Origin of the sequence: Bacillus sp. FSL M7-1345, from assembly GCF_038006985.1 — a bacterium.
GTDB lineage: Bacteria > Bacillota > Bacilli > Bacillales > Bacillaceae_G > Bacillus_A > Bacillus_A cereus_U.
Map to the genome: position 1 here is coordinate 3,606,682 of NZ_JBBOWG010000001.1, position 15,916 is coordinate 3,622,597.

The window sequence follows — 15,916 nt, forward strand, 5'->3', positions numbered from 1 at the left end:
GGACAATGCCTCCTCGGCATTGTCCTTTTCTCTTATCTTAAAAAATGCTTAAAACGATCTACTTCATCGTCATGACCAATTACAATTAATATATCTCCCGCCTGAACGTTTTCTGTAGCTCGAGGAGATACGATAACTTCTTTTCCACGTTTAATTGCTACAATGTTCAAACCAAACTTCGCACGAATATCTAATTCAATTAAAGAGTGCCCATCAATTTTTTTATTTGCGATAATCTCTACAATACTATGCTCATCTGAAAGCTCTAGGTAATCTAACACATTACTTGATGCGATATTATTAGCAATCCTTTTTCCCATATCTCGTTCTGGATGCACAATATGATCTGCCCCTATTTTACTTAACACTTTTTCATGATAGTCATTTTGAGCTTTTACAGTAATATTTTTCACACCTAATTCTTTCAAAATTAACGTTGTTAAAATACTTGAATTCAAATTATCTCCAATAGCAACGACTACATGATCAAAATTACGAATACCAAGACTTTTTAATACCATCTCATCTGTTGAATCTGCAATTACAGCATGCGAAGCTATATTTGCAAACTCATTAATTTTATCCTCATCTGAGTCAATTGCCATTACTTCCATACCTAATTGAGCTAATTCACGGCAAATACTTCCACCAAAACGGCCAAGCCCAATAACAGCAAATTCTTTCTCTTTTTCGCCCACAGGAATTCCTCCAATAACATCAAATACTATGTACTTTTATTGTAACATACTTTAAATTCGCTACAAAAACCTGTATATACTTCTTATTTTTGTTTTTGCATATAAAAATACTGTTGTAAATAAAACGCGATACCGAAAATTAACATACCAAATACAAATATATTTCCAAATGAACTAAATGTTTCAAAAACGAACAATAGCGTTTCTTGTCCGAAAAAAGCAAATAAAAGTTGTGTAAATGCGAATAACAGTGCCAATATGTAATGATGTTGATGGAATAAATAATGTGTTGCGCCTAAAAAAGCTACAAGCGAAACAATGAAGATCCACCAAGTTTCTAAAAACAATTGCCAATTAGTAAATTGATATCCATTTACTAATATCGCAATAATTCCTATAACTGCCATCGTCGGCACACTCCATAATAATGCACGCCCTCTAAAGAAGTGCGCACCTTTTGCATCTCCTTTTTCATTTGCGATGTATGTTAGCACGACAGTACTTATATACAAAACAGAGAGGATTGTTAAAACAATGATAAGCCAAAAATGTAATTGATAATATTCATGTTCTATATTCGTCACAATTGCAGCTAACATACATGGAATAAACATCCCTGTCCAACCATCTATTTTTCTTTCGTTCCAAAACACCGTATTACCAATCCGAATTCCTAATAGCATAAAAATAATGATACCTAGTACAAATAACGTAGTCTTATTCCCCACTAAACTCGTTGAGAAAGCAATTAATCCAATAAATAAAAAAAGAACAAATCCATTCATAATTTCTAGTACAGGTGACAAATATCTTTTCACCCATTTGTATGTTTCTTCATATTCACTATTATTTGCTAAACGATAGGCGTAAAAACTTATCCCAAAATAAACCGCCGCAATAATAACATATGCATATAAGACGAAACATAAAATCGCACTGCTAATTTGCACGTAATTCCCCACCCTTTTTTCTATGTATCACATTGATTTTACACACTTTTCATACTAAAAGTAAACCTGTATAAGGTAGTTAAATAATTATCTTACCTATTAGTACTAATTAATAATGAGCAGTGGCTAAAAACCCCTGCTCATTATTAAGACGTCAAATTTAACTCTACTCATTTGTATGAAGATGTCTAACACTAACAAATACAAAAGATGTTTTCGTCTCGGAACTAAAAAATCCCCACTCTAAACTGTTGCACAATTAGCGAGTAAGTTCACTTTCTATTTCCCTTCCACTTCACATATTGATTTAAAAATACAATCGCTTTCTCAATAACCTCTTCGTCTGGTTTTAATTTCGCATGATGTAAACCATATTCTGAATTTACTCCCAGCCAAAACATAAATCCAGGTATCTCTCGAAGCATATAACCGAAGTCTTCACCTGTCATTGCCTCCGTACATTTAATTACGTCCATATTCGTTTGTTCACGTGTAAATTGCATAAACTCTCTCGTTAACTCTTCATGGTTATACACTTGATGATACATCGCTCCGTAGTCAATAACAGCTTCACATTGAAAGGAAGCTTCTATTCCCGCAACAATTGCCTCAATTCGGCTTTTAACACGTTTCATTGATTCCACTGATAGCGTTCGAATTGTTCCTTCTAAACGAGACTTTTCTGCGATAATGTTTTGAACTGTACCACCTGTAATTTTCCCAATTGTAATTACCGCACTGTCAAGGGGATCCACATTACGACTAATAACTGATTGAAGTTGTGTAACGAGATGACTCGCTGCAACAATCATATCATTTGCTGTATGCGGATATGCAGCATGTCCACCTTTTCCTTTTAAATCAACGTATAACTCTGATGTATTCGCAAATAATAAACCTTCTTTTGTCGCAATTGTTCCCACAGAGTATTCAGGCGCAATATGAAGTCCAAGAATCATATTAGGCTTCCATTCTTTTAACTCATCACTTTCTAACATAGGAAGTGCACCACCTGGACCTTCTTCAGCTGGTTGGAATATAAATACAAGATCATCATCTATTCTTTCGCTTACAGCCGCTGTTAGAAGGCCTAAACCGATTGTTGCATGCAAATCATGTCCACATGCATGCATCATTCCTTCATGGACAGAAGAGAATTCATATCCAGTTTCCTCTGTAATAGGTAGACCGTCTATATCTGCACGATAACCTATTATTTTTTCAGGATTTTTCCCATTTACTTTAACAATTACACCTGTTTTCCATGTTCTCACTTCCAAGCGTTCGTTAGGAAGCGTTCCTATATAATCTAAAATATACTGTTGTGTTTTCCACTCTTTAAATCCGATTTCCGGAATTTTATGTAAATCTCTACGAACTTGGACAAATTTGCTTACTGTCATTTTTGCACCTCTATCTATAAAAAGCGTAAGAGCACATTCATGCTCTTACGCTTTTTGTTTTTTATTTCTCTGGGTTTAATTGACGAAGCTCTTGTTTGATTTCAGTTTTTGCTTTTGTCTTCTCATCAATTTCTTTAATTACACGTGCCGGAGTTCCCGCAACAACTGTATATGGAGGCACATCTTCTGTTACAACAGCTCCTGCTGCTACAACTGCACCTTTACCTACTGTAACGCCTTCTAAAACCACTACATTTGCACCAATTACAACATCATCTTCAACGATAACTGGTTTTGCAGAAGGTGGCTCAATAACACCGGCAAGTACAGCACCTGCACCTACGTGACAGTTTTTGCCAACTGTTGCACGTCCACCAAGCACTGCGTTCATGTCGATCATAGTACCTTCACCAATTACAGCACCGATGTTAATTGTTGCATTCATCATGATAACAGCGTTGTCACCAATTTCTACATGGTCACGAATAATCGCGCCTGGCTCAATACGAGCTTTAATACCTTTTAAATCAAGCATTGGAATTGCAGAATTACGACGGTCGTTCTCAACTACATAGTCAACAATGTGCTTGTTATTTTCATCAAGAATTGTCTTAATTTCAGACCATTCTCCGAATAATACACCAGATTTTTTATTTACAAATGCTTGTACCGTTTCAGGGAATGTTACTTCTTTTAAATCCCCTTTTATGTATACCTTTACAGGAGTTTTCTTTTCACTGTTTTGAATAAACGAAATAATTTCGTTAGCGTCCATCATTTTCATTCTTGTTGCCTCCTAAATCCATTTATAATGTTACTCTACCAAACGATAGAGCGAGTAGCAAGACAATAATCTTATTTTTCCATTTGAATTTCTTCTATAATTTCTAAAAATGCTTGTACTTGCTTCAACTGCCTTGCCGAGTCACTCGTCAATAACCATGTTTCTCTCGTTAATTGAACAGGTGTTTTATACATATTTTCCTGCACTTCTTTTAAAACAGTCGAAGGTAAAAGAGCGTAACCTATTCCATTTAAAACAAGCTGTTTGCACGTTTCAATTTGGTCAACTACAATCGTTCGCTTAGGTGGATTTGAAAATAATCCATACCACCAATTTTGTATTTGTCCATAGTAGGTCGAATCACTTTTAAATTGAATAAATGGTCTATTTGTCTCTTTTAACATCGAAATATCTTTTATTTCTTTATCAACTAAATATAATTCATCTTCAAATAATTGTTGTTTCTGCCCTTTGTATTCTTGTGATCCTCTCAGTATAGCAACATGAACGTCTCCTTCATAAAATTGCTTTTGCACTTCACTACTCCAGCCAGTAAACAGAGCTATCTTCACAGAAGGATACTTATGCACAAATTTTTTCAAAACAGGTGGAAGCCAATATTGCCCAATGACTGATGCAACAGCTATTTTTAACGTACCGTATGTTTCCGTTCTAAAAAGAGCCAGTTCACTTTTAATATCCTCTTCCCGTTGTAACATTTCTTTTGCATAATTTGCAACTTTTTCCCCTTCGGGTGTAATTGTTAATCCTTTTTGTGAACGAATAAAAAATTTCATTCCCCATTGTTTCTCCATAGATTGTAATCGTTGACTAAGCGCAGGTTGGGAAACAAATAAACGTTCCGCCGCTTTTCTCATATTTGATTCCTGAGCTAACACAACCATCATTTGAAAATCATCAATTTGCAACTTTCTCCCTCTTTCCTTAGCTTCCATACACCTAATTTTAATAAGCATTTCATCCTTAATTTAATTGCATACTTTTATACATTAGAACGGTTTGTTAGTTCAAAGTTTTCTTATGCTTTATGTCTTTTTAAATATAATACATACACAACTGATATGCACGAAAAAAAGTGACTTCGCCTTTTCAGTGAAGTCACTTTCCCTACGTTATCGATTATGCTGTCTCACTTTTTTATTCAATAATTTTAAAATAGCCCGACGTGTTAAAATACCCTCGAAGTAACCTTCTTCATTGACAGCGCAAATAAAAGGATGATCAATTGTCATTTCTAAAGCTTTTGCAAAAGAATCTTCTAACATAAGAACTGGAATCTCTTCCTTCATCACTTGTTCCACTTTCATATTCTCAAGTCTTTCAAACTCAATGTGATCTAATCCTAAAATACCATCTAAAATCATAGCAGTACTAATTAACCCATGTAATTTATACATAGGGTCTAAAACAGGAATCGCCGAATATCCAGATTTCACAAGAACGAGTAAAGCATGTTCTAAACCATTCCCTATTTGGACATGTGCTACTTTTTCTGATGAAATCATTAAATCCTTCACAAGAATTTGTTGAAACTCATCTTTCGGAATACTAATCATGTTACATCCCCCATTTCTCTTGCTTATATTCTCCAATCCTACTCACATTTTATGATAGCGTTTTCATATTATTATTTTGTCCTAACATTCTTCTAATAAAAATAAAGATACACAACTATTTTAGCATACAACATAAAAAAAAGACTACCATTCCGGTAGTGCTTAATACCCTTTATTTTTTAATCGGTAAAACAATCTTGTAATTTTTTTATATTGCGTCACATCTGTCTGTTTTAAACCATTCTCAATGTCTGTAAGCTCCACCGCTAAAATTTCGCTCGCGTAATTTTGCTGAAACAGAATATCCAACAATAAATTTTCTTCTTCTCTTGTTAAAACAAATTCCTTTTCCATATGCTCCTCTCCTTGCACTCTCATTATATAAATTTTTCAGCTTATTTAGTAGATGTAATATTCAGTTTTCGTTAGGGATACTTAACGACTGCGAATATATAGACATCATTTCACATTATTTCGTATATCTGTTCGCATAACTAAATGCCGCATAAGCATCTGGTTTAATTTTTGCTGTTAATCCCATTGCTTGAATTTTCATCGTCATATCTAAAATAAATTCTTTTGTTAAACCATCATTCCCGATATCTAAATGAATTTCCATTATGAATCCTGCTCCATCTTGAGCGTATGGGTGCAATAAATCCCATATTGTTTGTATATGATTGGGAGTAAATAAATAGGCGATTTCTTGACTAAACTGTGTTTCTAAATATATTTTCTCTCGTAACGTTGCTGGCTTATTTTTCACTGATTTATGATGCAAACATCCCCATGCTCCTTTTCCAACCCGATGAATATGTATCGCTGTAATAAACCTCGTATCCTTTTGATGCGCTTGTGAGTCTGTCCCAATAGATAATCGATATAAATTTCGTGGATCCTTTTCAATGAAACTACAAATACGGTTAAATACCATATCAAAATTCAAATGTCTCTCTGAAACATTATAAAATGTATGCTCACCGTCCACATAGTCACGTCCTTTCAATTAGACAGACTTTTCGTATTCTCATTGTATGGGACAAAAATAAAAATTATAACTTACTACCCTTTATTCGTTTCAATATTTCGAATTACATAATTACAAAACCTACATGTATAAATTACATTTTGATTAGACTGGGCGGTTAATACATGATTAATTTCAGCATGACTGTGACAATTAGGACAAATAACAATCGGTAAGCGTTCCATCCTTTGCACCTCCTATTAATATTTACTATCATTGTAGGAAAAATAAAAAATTCCTATACATATACATTTGTAAAAAACCTTTTATTTAATCGCGCCTTAAATTGCAACTTCTACTACCTGTATAGCCCATTAATTAATATAACTAAAAAAGGTACCGCCATTTGGCAGTACCTTTTTTATATGTATCAATTAATGATATCATAAATCTCAATTGCAACCATATCGATGTTATCGAATTGATACACTTGAGGTTTTTCACCTTGTTGATACACTTCTAATTCATACATTTCACTTTTATCGAAAAATTTCACGCTACATTTGCGCTCACCGTTCACTTCAAAATAGCGTTGTGCTACTTCACCGCTTTCAGCTTGTTCTTGTAGACTAACAAGTCGAGTTAAAATTCCTTGGAGTAGAGACATGAAATCTCTCCTTTCTCTGATCTTCCTACCAATAGGTTTTACAGCTATACTCATTCTATCCGTCATAACAGAAAAAACGTTCCACAATCTAGGATAAAGGTTCTTGGCCAGAAACTCAACTAAAATTTGTCGAAATAAGAAGTAAAAAGATGAAAGAGCATCTTTTTACTTCTTTATTGCGCTTTTTATACTGGCAGAATATAATAAAAAACAGAAAAAGGGAGGAATTACAATGAAAAAAATTGAGGTTTATACACAACCAGATTGTCCGCCTTGTACCATTGTGAAAGAATTTTTAAAACATAATAACGTTGTATATGAAGAATTTGACGTAAAAAAAGACGCTGCTGCACGCAATCGTCTTTTATATGACTATGAATCCTATTCAACTCCAACAGTTGTAATTGACGGAGAAGTGGTCGCAGGTTTTCAAATTGAAAAATTACAACAGCTACTCGGTATAGAATAGGAATAGGGGACACCTATCCCTATTCTCATAATTGTTGTAACCTTTTTATTTCAGTCAACAGTTCCTGACTTTCATGATACCCTGCTAGTTTCCATTTCCCATTATCTTTTTGCAATGTCACAATTTGATATTGTCCACTCTTTGCCCGCTCGTAGACATATAAATTTTTATGCTCTTCATCATAAGACATTTTTGTTTCTGAATTAAAGGAAAACGGAGCTTCTTTTGCTGGAAGTAAATATTCACCACTTTGTTTTTCATTTCTACTGTTTTCATCTGTAAAAACTTGAAGGAAATTATTTGTAAAATATGGTGATAACGTCTCTATCATCTTATTCATAGATATTTGCTTCCCGCGAATTGAAAATTGCGTCTCATAACCTTTTTGTATCGTTGTAAACACTTCTTTCCGATCCACTTTCACTTCTTCTTTTCCTAAAACAGTTGTGACACTATAGCCAACTAGAAAGGCAACACATATAAATAGAACAAACCATATTCCATATTTCTTCATTTTTTCACCTTCCTTTTAAAAGAGCTTGTCTTTGTAGTATTCATTGTAACAATGATTATGCAAAGAAAGGGATGATTTCGTTCGTAAAATCTTTACAACGATAGACAGCATTTTCATCAGCATTTTCACTATTACCAATTTATGATAAAAACAAACAAAAAAAATGCACGAATCTCTTCGTGCATTAAAATAAAACATCTTCCTCATATAAATATTCATACGATAAATCTATAAATAAAAAGTTTTCATCATCAATCGGGAATGAAAATGTTCGTACCATTTCACCAGTTTCGATATCAGCATATAAATCTGAAAGTCTTGCCTTATTCTCAAAACGCATTTTCATTATATTTTCTAAAAAATACGGGCGCCAGCTCCAGTTCTTCATATAATACTCTGGCATAATGATCCATTCACCATCTTTTTTCATAATATTACCAGATTGTTGGAAACCATCTTCATTACAAATAAATATCCGAAAACTATATTGTGATATGCTTTGGCTAAATTGTAATAACCAATCATTTATATCTTCATTCTTTTTTTGTTTTGACAGAACATCACCAATTCGATCACGTAACATCTCTGTTAAATTATAAATTTTTTGTAACTTCTTCTTCTCATGCAGAATAAATTGATGACATTCATTACCAAGTCGCTCTTTTAAAACATTCGTTTCAATAAAATCAGGTAAACATTCTTTCAAATAATTACCTTGATAATATCTACCGCCGTTTTTCCAAGCATATTGTAGTTGATAAAAAGCATCAATTTCTTCATATAACAATGTCGCACCAATTCTTCTAGCAAGTAAAGATAAGGAATATAAAATATCTTGATAAGATTGTAAAAGTGCAGTTTGCCTTAAATTTGTTAAATCTACTTTTAAAATATCCGGTGCTAACACGCTAATACGCTCTAAATTACTTGTACCCGTTCCGACTTTATTAATCGAAATTTGAATACCATATGTACGATAATACATCAGTAAATGATTAAATTGTTCTATATCTTCTTTACATTCATGTTCTGTTATTTCTAGAACAATGCGTTGTAAGTTCAAACCTTGTTCTTCATACATCAGCAAAAGTTGAAGTAAACTTTCATCTTCATCATTCATTAATACATTAGCATTCCGATGTATAAATAATAATAATTTTTGATCCGTTTCTAAATACCTATTTAACGCTTTTTCTACAATGATGTTATCCGCTTCAAGTTGGAACTCACTCGGAATAGAATCATCATGGAAGAAAGATGCTAAACTTTGTATGCCCTCTTCTGTTTGAATACGTCCTACAACTTCATATCCAATTACTGTATGCTCATCAGCACTAAAAATAGCTTGATAATAAGGAAGGACTTTATCCAAGTTACTCATTACATCTAACGCATCTATCAACGTGCTTCCCTCCCTTTACTTTTCAAAAATTATAACACGATATTTACGGAAAAATAATAAAAAATCCCTTCAGTTTTCCTGAAGGGATTAGAGGGGTAAAATGCTAAGGGGAATTAGCAATTCTACTATGAAGAAAAAAGAGGTCTTAAATATAACGTATATATTCCCCTTTGTAAACACATTTCTCTCACATGTCACAACTTCGTCACATTTTACCAAAGAAAAAATAATAAATCATTCATTTTCCATCCCTTTTAAAATGGATATTGGTGCAAATGCTGGCCACCATCCATTGTCATACAAGTTCCATTTATGTATGCAGCTTCATCTGAACATAAATAATAAGCTAGACCCGCAATTTCTTCTGGTGTCCCCAGCCTACCAAGTGGGACACTTTGTATTGTACGCTTAGCCATTTCTTCTGAAATCCATAATTTATCGGCACCACCTGTACGTTCAATTGGTCCTGGTGCGATAGCGTTAACTCGTATCCCATATTTACGTCCCCACTCAACAGCAAGAGTTTTTGTCATTGCTAATACACCAGCTTTAGCTGCTGCCGAATGGATAACCCCTGGGCCTGCATCCCATGCATATGTTGCCACCATGTTAATAATATTTCCTTTTATACCTTTTTCAATCCAATATTTACCAACAGCCTGACTGCAATAAAATGTACCATTTAATACAATATTAATTACCGAATTCCAGCCATTAACAGATAAGTCCTCTGCTGGACAAATAAAGTTTCCGGCTGCATTATTTATTAAAATATCAATTCGTCCAAACTTCTCATCAATATGTTCAATCATTTTTTGAATATCATCAGTATTTCGTACATCCATTTGTACAGATAATACTTGCCCTGGAAACTGTTCAATTTCTAACTTTGCTTCTTCTAGCTTTTCTTTTGTACGCCCTGTAATAACAACTCGTGCCCCTTCTTTCGCAAAACGAGTCGCCATCCCTTTTCCCATTCCACTTGATCCACCTGTTATAATAACTACCTTCTCTTTCACATACATCCCCTCCAAAAAATGAATACACATTCATTTTATCACTTTATTTGATAGAAATCTTTATATTTTTCAATTTTTCTGATATTTTAACGTAAAGGGGTTTCTTTTCGTTCATTTTTTCGTAATCTATACTACTTTTTTAGTGTTTAAAATATATTTCCAAAAAACTGAAGGGAGATTCGAGTAACCTGTATATGAAGAAAATTACAAGAAGAAATTTTTTAAAATCTGGAATACGCACTTGTCTATATTCATTTATAACCGCTAGTATCGGCTATTATTATGCTAAATATATAGAGCCCTATTTGCTTTCTTTTACGCAACACACACTTAAATCACAGCTCATACCAAAAGGTTTTCATGGTATGAAAATCCTTCAATTTAGCGATTTACATCTAGGATACTATTTCTCTCTCCAACATTTATCTCAAATCGTTTCCAAGATTAATGCTGAAAAGCCAGATATTGTCCTTTTTACTGGTGATCTCATTGATAATTACCAAACATATACCGAGGCTCCTTTTGTTGCATCCATTTTAAAGAATATACAGGCACCCTTCGGTAAATTTTCTATTTATGGTAACCACGACCATGGTGGATATGGAACTGAATACTATGATCACATCATGCGCGAATCTGGATTTGAACTTTTGCAAAATAGTGAAAAACGAATTCGTTTACTGGATAATAGTGAAATTTCTATTTTCGGGCTCGATGATATGCTACTAGGTAAACCAAAAATAGCGGAAACTTTACAACATGCAAAACAAAACATTTATACAATTGTTCTCGTTCACGAACCAGATATCGCGCCACAAATCGCTACCTATCCAATCAATCTTCAACTTTCTGGTCATAGCCATGGCGGACAAGTACAAATTCCTTTTTTAGGTGCTATTATTACCCCGTCGCTTGCAAAAGAATATATTGAAGGTTTCTATAACATTCAAGGTTTGACTCTTTATGTCAATCGAGGTATTGGAAGAACACGTGTCCCATTCCGCTTTATGTCAAAACCTGAAATTACACTCTTCATCCTACAACATTCGTAACAATTCGCCTATTTTCTTACATATCCTTTCTTGTACGCGCTCATCCACACTTGGTCCACCATATGATAAAAATGAGTCCAGTAAAGGAGGTTTGTTCATGTATCCATATTATCAACCAATCCCAGTTCGTTCAGCATCTATTGGCCCAGCAGGCGACTCACGCTTCTTTCCATTTTTCGGTGTTCCATTTCTAGCTGGAATTGCTGGAGGGTTACTCGGTGGAGCATTAGCTTTCGGCCCTAGACCGTTTTATCCGCCATATCCACCGCCTTTCCCACCACCAGCACCCTTTCCTTGTTACGGAGGGCCTTGTCAACAACCATACTATTATTAATTTAAAACAACGATTCTTCTAATGTTTTTCTATCAACGAACCGATTTATCACACGCCTATAATAAAAAACTATTCTCTCTACTCATTCTTCCATTTATGGAAGAATGAGTAGAGAAAAAAATAAAAACCTCTTAATTTCGATTAAGAGGTTTTTACTTTTTCTCTATTATTCAGCATCTGTATTTTGGTACGCCATCTTAAATAAATTCACTTGGCTATCAATTTCTTCTATACTACTATTAATTATATAATAATAGTCACCATCTTTATTTTGTTCACGTGTTTTCACATTATCGGCTAAAATTAGCTGTAAAATTGCCTTTATTCTCGCTTTCATTTCAATATCTAAAATCGGGAAGGATATTTCTACTCGTTTTTCCATATTTCGCGTCATCAAATCAGCTGAAGATAAATATATTTTTTCATCTCCATTATGATAGAAATAATAAATACGGCTATGTTCTAAATATCTTCCCACAACACTAACTACACGAATATTTTCACTTACATTTGGAATACCAGGTCTTAAACAACATGTCCCTCTAACGATGAGCTCTATCCTTACCCCAGCTTGCGATGCTTCATACATTTTTTTTATTAACGGTTTATCTGTTAACGAATTCATCTTAGCGATAATATATCCATTTCCATATTGTCTATGGTAACGAATTTCCTCATCTATTAACTCCATAAACTGCTCTCTTATATCAAACGGGGCAACAGATAAATGATGAAAATGCGGTTTTTTTGTATAACCACTCAAATAATTAAAGAAATTTGTTGCATCTACACCAAAGTCTTTTCGCGATGTAATATATCCAAAATCGGTATACAACTTCGCTGTTGCATCATTATAATTTCCGGTTCCAAGATGTACAAACCTTTCAATTTTTCCGTTTCTTCTTCTTACAACTAACGTAATTTTACTATGCGTTTTCAAGTGACTTACTCCGTAAATAACGTGACATCCGGCCTGTTCCAATTCTTTAGCCCAATTAACATTATTCTCTTCATCAAACCTCGCCTTTAACTCAACCAATACCGTCACTTGTTTTCCTTTTTCAGCTGCTACCTTCAACGCCTGAATTATTGGAGAATCTCCACTTACACGATATAATGTTTGTTTGATTGCAAGTACATTCGAGTCATCTGCCGCATCACGGACAAAATCAACGACTGGCTGAAACGACTCAAAGGGATGGTGTAATAAAATATCATGTTCTATCGCTTTTTCAAATACATCTTCCTCATCACCTAAATCTTGAGGAGGTTGAGGAATAAGAGCCGGATATACTAGATGTTCATATAAAGGCGCTAATTTTTTATATAAGGAGAATAAACATGTTAAATCTAACGGTCCATCCATCATGTACACATCTTCATCTTTTACTTCCAACACCTCATACAATAACGCTAACACTCTTTCATCAATGTGTTCTTTACCAACTTCTAAACGAACGGCAGCTCCCCACTTACGCTTTTTCAATTCTTTTTCAATTACTTTTAATAAATCGCGTGCACCTTCTTCATGGATTGTTAAATCCGCATTACGTGTAATACGGAAACGAGTAACAGGTGATACGTTATATCCTGTGAATAATTTATGAGTAAAACCACTAATTACATCTTCTAATAAAATAAATTTATGTTTTTGCCCTTCACTCGGTAAAAATATGAAACGCTCCAGTAAAGAAGGCACTTGGACAATTCCTAACTTCGTGCGATTTTCTTCCTCTGCCTGCTTCTCATCGTATAAAATAGTAGCTAAATTCAGGCTTTTATTTAATAACATAGGAAATGGACGATACGCATCAATAGCTACAGGAGTTAACACTGGAAAGATTTGTTCATCAAAATACTCTTCGATAAATTCCCTCTGCTCTTTCGTCAAATCATGGAATGTTAGACGCTCAATCCCCTCTAGTTCAAGCGCTGGCAATACGTAACCTTTAAACGTATCATACTGTACAGTCATTAAGTCATGAGCTTTTATCGCAATCTTATTTAATTGTTTCTTCGGTGTTAAACCTGCTTTATTTTCTGGCTGATTAAATCCAGCACTTACTTGATCTTTCAAACCTGCTACGCGCACCATAAAAAATTCATCTAAATTTGAACTGAAAATACTAATAAACTTTAATCTTTCTAAAAGTGGATTATTTTCATCTTGCGCTTCTTGTAGTACACGTTCATTAAAAGCTAACCAGCTCAACTCGCGGTTATTATAATACGCTGTATCATTTAAATTTACTAAATTCCCCTTTAGCAATTCCATTCTCTTCACACTTCCCTTTGAAACTTTTTCACTATAATTTAGTTACTTTTATTTTATCAAATTATAATATTCCAAAGTGTTAATTTTTCGTAAAGACATCCGTACAACTTAACATCCTGATTCGAATAATAAGTTAATATTCGTTTTCAATACTCTTTCTAACTGCTTTTTTTGTTTTTCAGCTTGCACTTTTTCCGCTAATGCCGATTGCTCACATACAATTCTAAATGTTAATCCTTCTTTACTTTCTGTTATAGATATCGTTTCAACAAGCGCTCTTTGTCTCACATTTAAAGCGGCTGAAAATTGCAAAACAGCTCCTAATAACCGGATTTTTTTTTGTTCACTTTTATCAAACCATCCTTCAAATGGGGCTAAATGTTGTTTAAATAACATTTTTGATTTGTATGAAGCAATAAGTGCTAATCTAACTCGATCTTTATGCATCATGCCATCAATTGTTTTATTCGCTAGTAAATAAAACGTATGTAAGCGGCTCGCTTCTTCATCAATGTACTTCCCTATATTAAATACTTTCGCCGCTTGATGAAATATTTCCCAGTCTTTTTCCGACATAGAAATAAGTCCTACTCCTTCAAGTTGTTTACAAATCAATGTTCCTTGTTTAATAAGTTGAACTACAAATTCCATATCCATTTCGTATTCATATGATAATAAATATAAACTTTCTTCTACTACGTTCGGATAGTACGAAATCCCCAAATCTTTCGCTAATTCTTCATAAAAAACACCTTCTCTTAATCCTTTTTTACTCAATATAAATGCCGGTGCCTCTATAACGTTAACAAGCATATGAAAGACTTCGACTGCTGGAATAATTGTATCTGCTCGATCTTTTGCTAACCCCTCCATCTTTTGAAGCTCTATGAACGACAATTCTTTTAATTCCTCTTTTACATGTTTAATATCTTCTTCTTTCATTTTGTATAAATGTAATCCAGCTATAGGATAACAAATTAAATTTTGATGGATTTTCACCATATTCCTCGCACTCCCCCCAATTGCGATAAGGGGTAATTCTTTATCGATTAACCATGGTAGCGTTCGAAATTGATACCATAAATAGTTTTTTATTCCCTCTAACTCTTCTGTAGTAGGAATATCACCTTGAATAAATTGTTGCTTTAAAGAAAGTGCTCCAAAAGGAAAGCTATGATATTCTAAAATTTCTCTATTTTGAAAGTATGTAACTTCTGTACTCCCCCCACCAATATCAACTGTAATTCCTTCTGAAAATGAAGTGGAATTCATAACTGCTAAATAACCGTAACGTGCTTCTTCATATTCTGATAAAACTCTAAGAGTAAAATCTGTTTGCCCTTCAACAAGTTTTTTAATTTCATCTTGATTCTCAGCCTGTCTAATTGTTGCCGTTGCAACGCAAAGTACATGATGTAACTTATGGAATCGTGTACTTTCTTGAAATTGAAATAATGTTTGTAATAATACTTCTATTCCTTCTTCACTTAATACACCATTTACTAAATAATTTCTTAACCTAGCGACCACTTTCGTATTTTCAATCTCTTTATAAAAACCCCCGCTTTGTTTTTCATAAATAACTAAACGCATTGTATTAGAACCAATGTCTATAATGGCATATTGTAGTTTTAATATTTTTTTCAAACTTCTCACTCTTTCATTATCAAATTTCTGAAACATATTCTATCACTATTATACAAAATAGTTGTTTTTTGTAACAATATTGCTTTAATATTGAAAATATATACAATTACTTTTTGCATATAATAAAAACCCATTTTATTTATGCTATAATAAGGAAA

At 33.7% G+C, this 15,916-nt stretch carries 18 protein-coding genes; 3 read left to right on the forward strand and 15 right to left on the reverse strand.

What is annotated here, in order from left to right; translation table 11 throughout:
* Positions 1–32 precede the first annotated feature (32 nt).
* The 10 genes from MHB76_RS18705 to MHB76_RS18750 form a co-directional block, all read right to left on the reverse strand.
* Positions 33–698 carry a potassium channel family protein gene (locus tag MHB76_RS18705; RefSeq protein WP_000504033.1) on the reverse strand — a complete coding sequence of 222 codons (666 nt, stop codon included), beginning with the start codon at positions 696–698 and terminating at the stop codon, positions 33–35.
* 83 nt (positions 699–781) lie between these two features.
* Positions 782–1,648 (reverse strand): hypothetical protein, encoded by an 867-nt coding sequence (locus tag MHB76_RS18710; RefSeq protein WP_002014843.1) that lies wholly within the window; start codon positions 1,646–1,648, stop codon positions 782–784.
* 272 nt (positions 1,649–1,920) lie between these two features.
* On the reverse strand, positions 1,921–3,051 hold the full coding sequence (locus MHB76_RS18715; protein ID WP_078172900.1) for an N-acetyldiaminopimelate deacetylase: 1,131 nt from the start codon (positions 3,049–3,051) through the stop codon (positions 1,921–1,923).
* A gap of 61 nt (positions 3,052–3,112) precedes the next feature.
* Positions 3,113–3,835, reverse strand: coding sequence for a 2,3,4,5-tetrahydropyridine-2,6-dicarboxylate N-acetyltransferase (gene dapD, locus MHB76_RS18720; RefSeq protein WP_002014841.1), 723 nt, complete (start codon positions 3,833–3,835; stop codon positions 3,113–3,115).
* Between the two features lie 71 nt (positions 3,836–3,906).
* Entirely contained in the window at positions 3,907–4,791 is an 885-nt protein-coding gene (locus MHB76_RS18725) for a LysR family transcriptional regulator (RefSeq protein WP_033710806.1), read from the reverse strand.
* 177 nt (positions 4,792–4,968) lie between these two features.
* Positions 4,969–5,412, reverse strand: a complete 444-nt coding sequence (gene cbpB / locus MHB76_RS18730; protein WP_002145988.1) for a cyclic-di-AMP-binding protein CbpB — start codon at positions 5,410–5,412, stop codon at positions 4,969–4,971.
* A gap of 162 nt (positions 5,413–5,574) precedes the next feature.
* Positions 5,575–5,766 carry an antirepressor AbbA gene (gene abbA, locus MHB76_RS18735; protein ID WP_002145987.1) on the reverse strand — a complete coding sequence of 64 codons (192 nt, stop codon included), beginning with the start codon at positions 5,764–5,766 and terminating at the stop codon, positions 5,575–5,577.
* A 115-nt stretch (positions 5,767–5,881) separates the two neighbouring features.
* Complete coding sequence (locus tag MHB76_RS18740; RefSeq protein WP_002111508.1) at positions 5,882–6,400, reverse strand: ribonuclease H-like YkuK family protein; 519 nt, start codon at positions 6,398–6,400, stop codon at positions 5,882–5,884.
* A 74-nt stretch (positions 6,401–6,474) separates the two neighbouring features.
* Positions 6,475–6,624 (reverse strand): hypothetical protein, encoded by a 150-nt coding sequence (locus MHB76_RS18745; protein WP_002033828.1) that lies wholly within the window; start codon positions 6,622–6,624, stop codon positions 6,475–6,477.
* A gap of 185 nt (positions 6,625–6,809) precedes the next feature.
* Complete coding sequence (locus tag MHB76_RS18750; protein WP_002111509.1) at positions 6,810–7,046, reverse strand: YkuJ family protein; 237 nt, start codon at positions 7,044–7,046, stop codon at positions 6,810–6,812.
* Between the two features lie 232 nt (positions 7,047–7,278).
* Here MHB76_RS18750 and MHB76_RS18755 point away from each other — a divergent pair, with 232 nt between their 5' ends.
* Positions 7,279–7,515: a glutaredoxin family protein gene (locus tag MHB76_RS18755; protein WP_002111510.1), complete on the forward strand. Its 237-nt coding sequence runs from the start codon at positions 7,279–7,281 to the stop codon at positions 7,513–7,515.
* Positions 7,516–7,540: 25 nt separating this feature from the next.
* On the opposite strand, the gene MHB76_RS18760 is transcribed toward MHB76_RS18755, so the two are convergent.
* The 3 genes from MHB76_RS18760 to fadH all read right to left on the reverse strand — a co-directional run bounded on the left by MHB76_RS18760 (position 7,541) and on the right by fadH (position 10,450).
* Complete coding sequence (locus MHB76_RS18760) at positions 7,541–8,029, reverse strand: DUF3993 domain-containing protein (protein WP_002111512.1); 489 nt, start codon at positions 8,027–8,029, stop codon at positions 7,541–7,543.
* 184 nt (positions 8,030–8,213) lie between these two features.
* On the reverse strand, positions 8,214–9,431 hold the full coding sequence (locus MHB76_RS18765) for an EAL domain-containing protein (protein ID WP_002111513.1): 1,218 nt from the start codon (positions 9,429–9,431) through the stop codon (positions 8,214–8,216).
* 254 nt (positions 9,432–9,685) lie between these two features.
* On the reverse strand, positions 9,686–10,450 hold the full coding sequence (gene fadH, locus MHB76_RS18770; protein ID WP_002145986.1) for a 2,4-dienoyl-CoA reductase: 765 nt from the start codon (positions 10,448–10,450) through the stop codon (positions 9,686–9,688).
* A gap of 194 nt (positions 10,451–10,644) precedes the next feature.
* On the opposite strand from fadH, the gene MHB76_RS18775 reads away from it, so the two are divergent.
* Both MHB76_RS18775 and MHB76_RS18780 read left to right on the forward strand, forming a co-directional pair.
* On the forward strand, positions 10,645–11,502 hold the full coding sequence (locus MHB76_RS18775) for a metallophosphoesterase (RefSeq protein ID WP_016106053.1): 858 nt from the start codon (positions 10,645–10,647) through the stop codon (positions 11,500–11,502).
* A gap of 97 nt (positions 11,503–11,599) precedes the next feature.
* The gene (locus MHB76_RS18780) at positions 11,600–11,836 is read left to right on the forward strand and encodes a hypothetical protein (RefSeq protein WP_002145984.1); all 237 of its coding nucleotides are present in this window, start codon (positions 11,600–11,602) and stop codon (positions 11,834–11,836) included.
* Between the two features lie 166 nt (positions 11,837–12,002).
* Here the strand turns inward: MHB76_RS18780 and MHB76_RS18785 are convergent, their stop codons facing one another.
* Positions 12,003–14,111: a polyphosphate kinase gene (locus tag MHB76_RS18785; RefSeq protein ID WP_078172898.1), complete on the reverse strand. Its 2,109-nt coding sequence runs from the start codon at positions 14,109–14,111 to the stop codon at positions 12,003–12,005.
* 108 nt (positions 14,112–14,219) lie between these two features.
* Positions 14,220–15,794, reverse strand: a complete 1,575-nt coding sequence (locus tag MHB76_RS18790; RefSeq protein ID WP_340987369.1) for a Ppx/GppA family phosphatase — start codon at positions 15,792–15,794, stop codon at positions 14,220–14,222.
* Positions 15,795–15,916: the final 122 nt, after the last annotated feature.

What these genes read in the sequence shown, in the direction of transcription:
- MHB76_RS18715 (WP_078172900.1), bottom strand. Translation starts at nt 3,051, where the DNA reads ATGACAGTAAGCAAATTTGTCCAAGTTCGTAGAGATTTACATAAAATT.
- dapD (WP_002014841.1), bottom strand. Translation starts at nt 3,835, where the DNA reads ATGAAAATGATGGACGCTAACGAAATTATTTCGTTTATTCAAAACAGT.
- MHB76_RS18725 (WP_033710806.1), bottom strand. Translation starts at nt 4,791, where the DNA reads ATGGAAGCTAAGGAAAGAGGGAGAAAGTTGCAAATTGATGATTTTCAA.
- cbpB (WP_002145988.1), bottom strand. Translation starts at nt 5,412, where the DNA reads ATGATTAGTATTCCGAAAGATGAGTTTCAACAAATTCTTGTGAAGGAT.
- abbA (WP_002145987.1), bottom strand. Translation starts at nt 5,766, where the DNA reads ATGGAAAAGGAATTTGTTTTAACAAGAGAAGAAGAAAATTTATTGTTG.
- MHB76_RS18745 (WP_002033828.1), bottom strand. Translation starts at nt 6,624, where the DNA reads ATGGAACGCTTACCGATTGTTATTTGTCCTAATTGTCACAGTCATGCT.
- MHB76_RS18750 (WP_002111509.1), bottom strand. Translation starts at nt 7,046, where the DNA reads ATGTCTCTACTCCAAGGAATTTTAACTCGACTTGTTAGTCTACAAGAA.
- MHB76_RS18755 (WP_002111510.1), top strand. Translation starts at nt 7,279, where the DNA reads ATGAAAAAAATTGAGGTTTATACACAACCAGATTGTCCGCCTTGTACC.
- MHB76_RS18760 (WP_002111512.1), bottom strand. Translation starts at nt 8,029, where the DNA reads ATGAAGAAATATGGAATATGGTTTGTTCTATTTATATGTGTTGCCTTT.
- MHB76_RS18775 (WP_016106053.1), top strand. Translation starts at nt 10,645, where the DNA reads ATGAAGAAAATTACAAGAAGAAATTTTTTAAAATCTGGAATACGCACT.
- MHB76_RS18780 (WP_002145984.1), top strand. Translation starts at nt 11,600, where the DNA reads ATGTATCCATATTATCAACCAATCCCAGTTCGTTCAGCATCTATTGGC.
- MHB76_RS18785 (WP_078172898.1), bottom strand. Translation starts at nt 14,111, where the DNA reads ATGGAATTGCTAAAGGGGAATTTAGTAAATTTAAATGATACAGCGTAT.
- MHB76_RS18790 (WP_340987369.1), bottom strand. Translation starts at nt 15,794, where the DNA reads ATGTTTCAGAAATTTGATAATGAAAGAGTGAGAAGTTTGAAAAAAATA.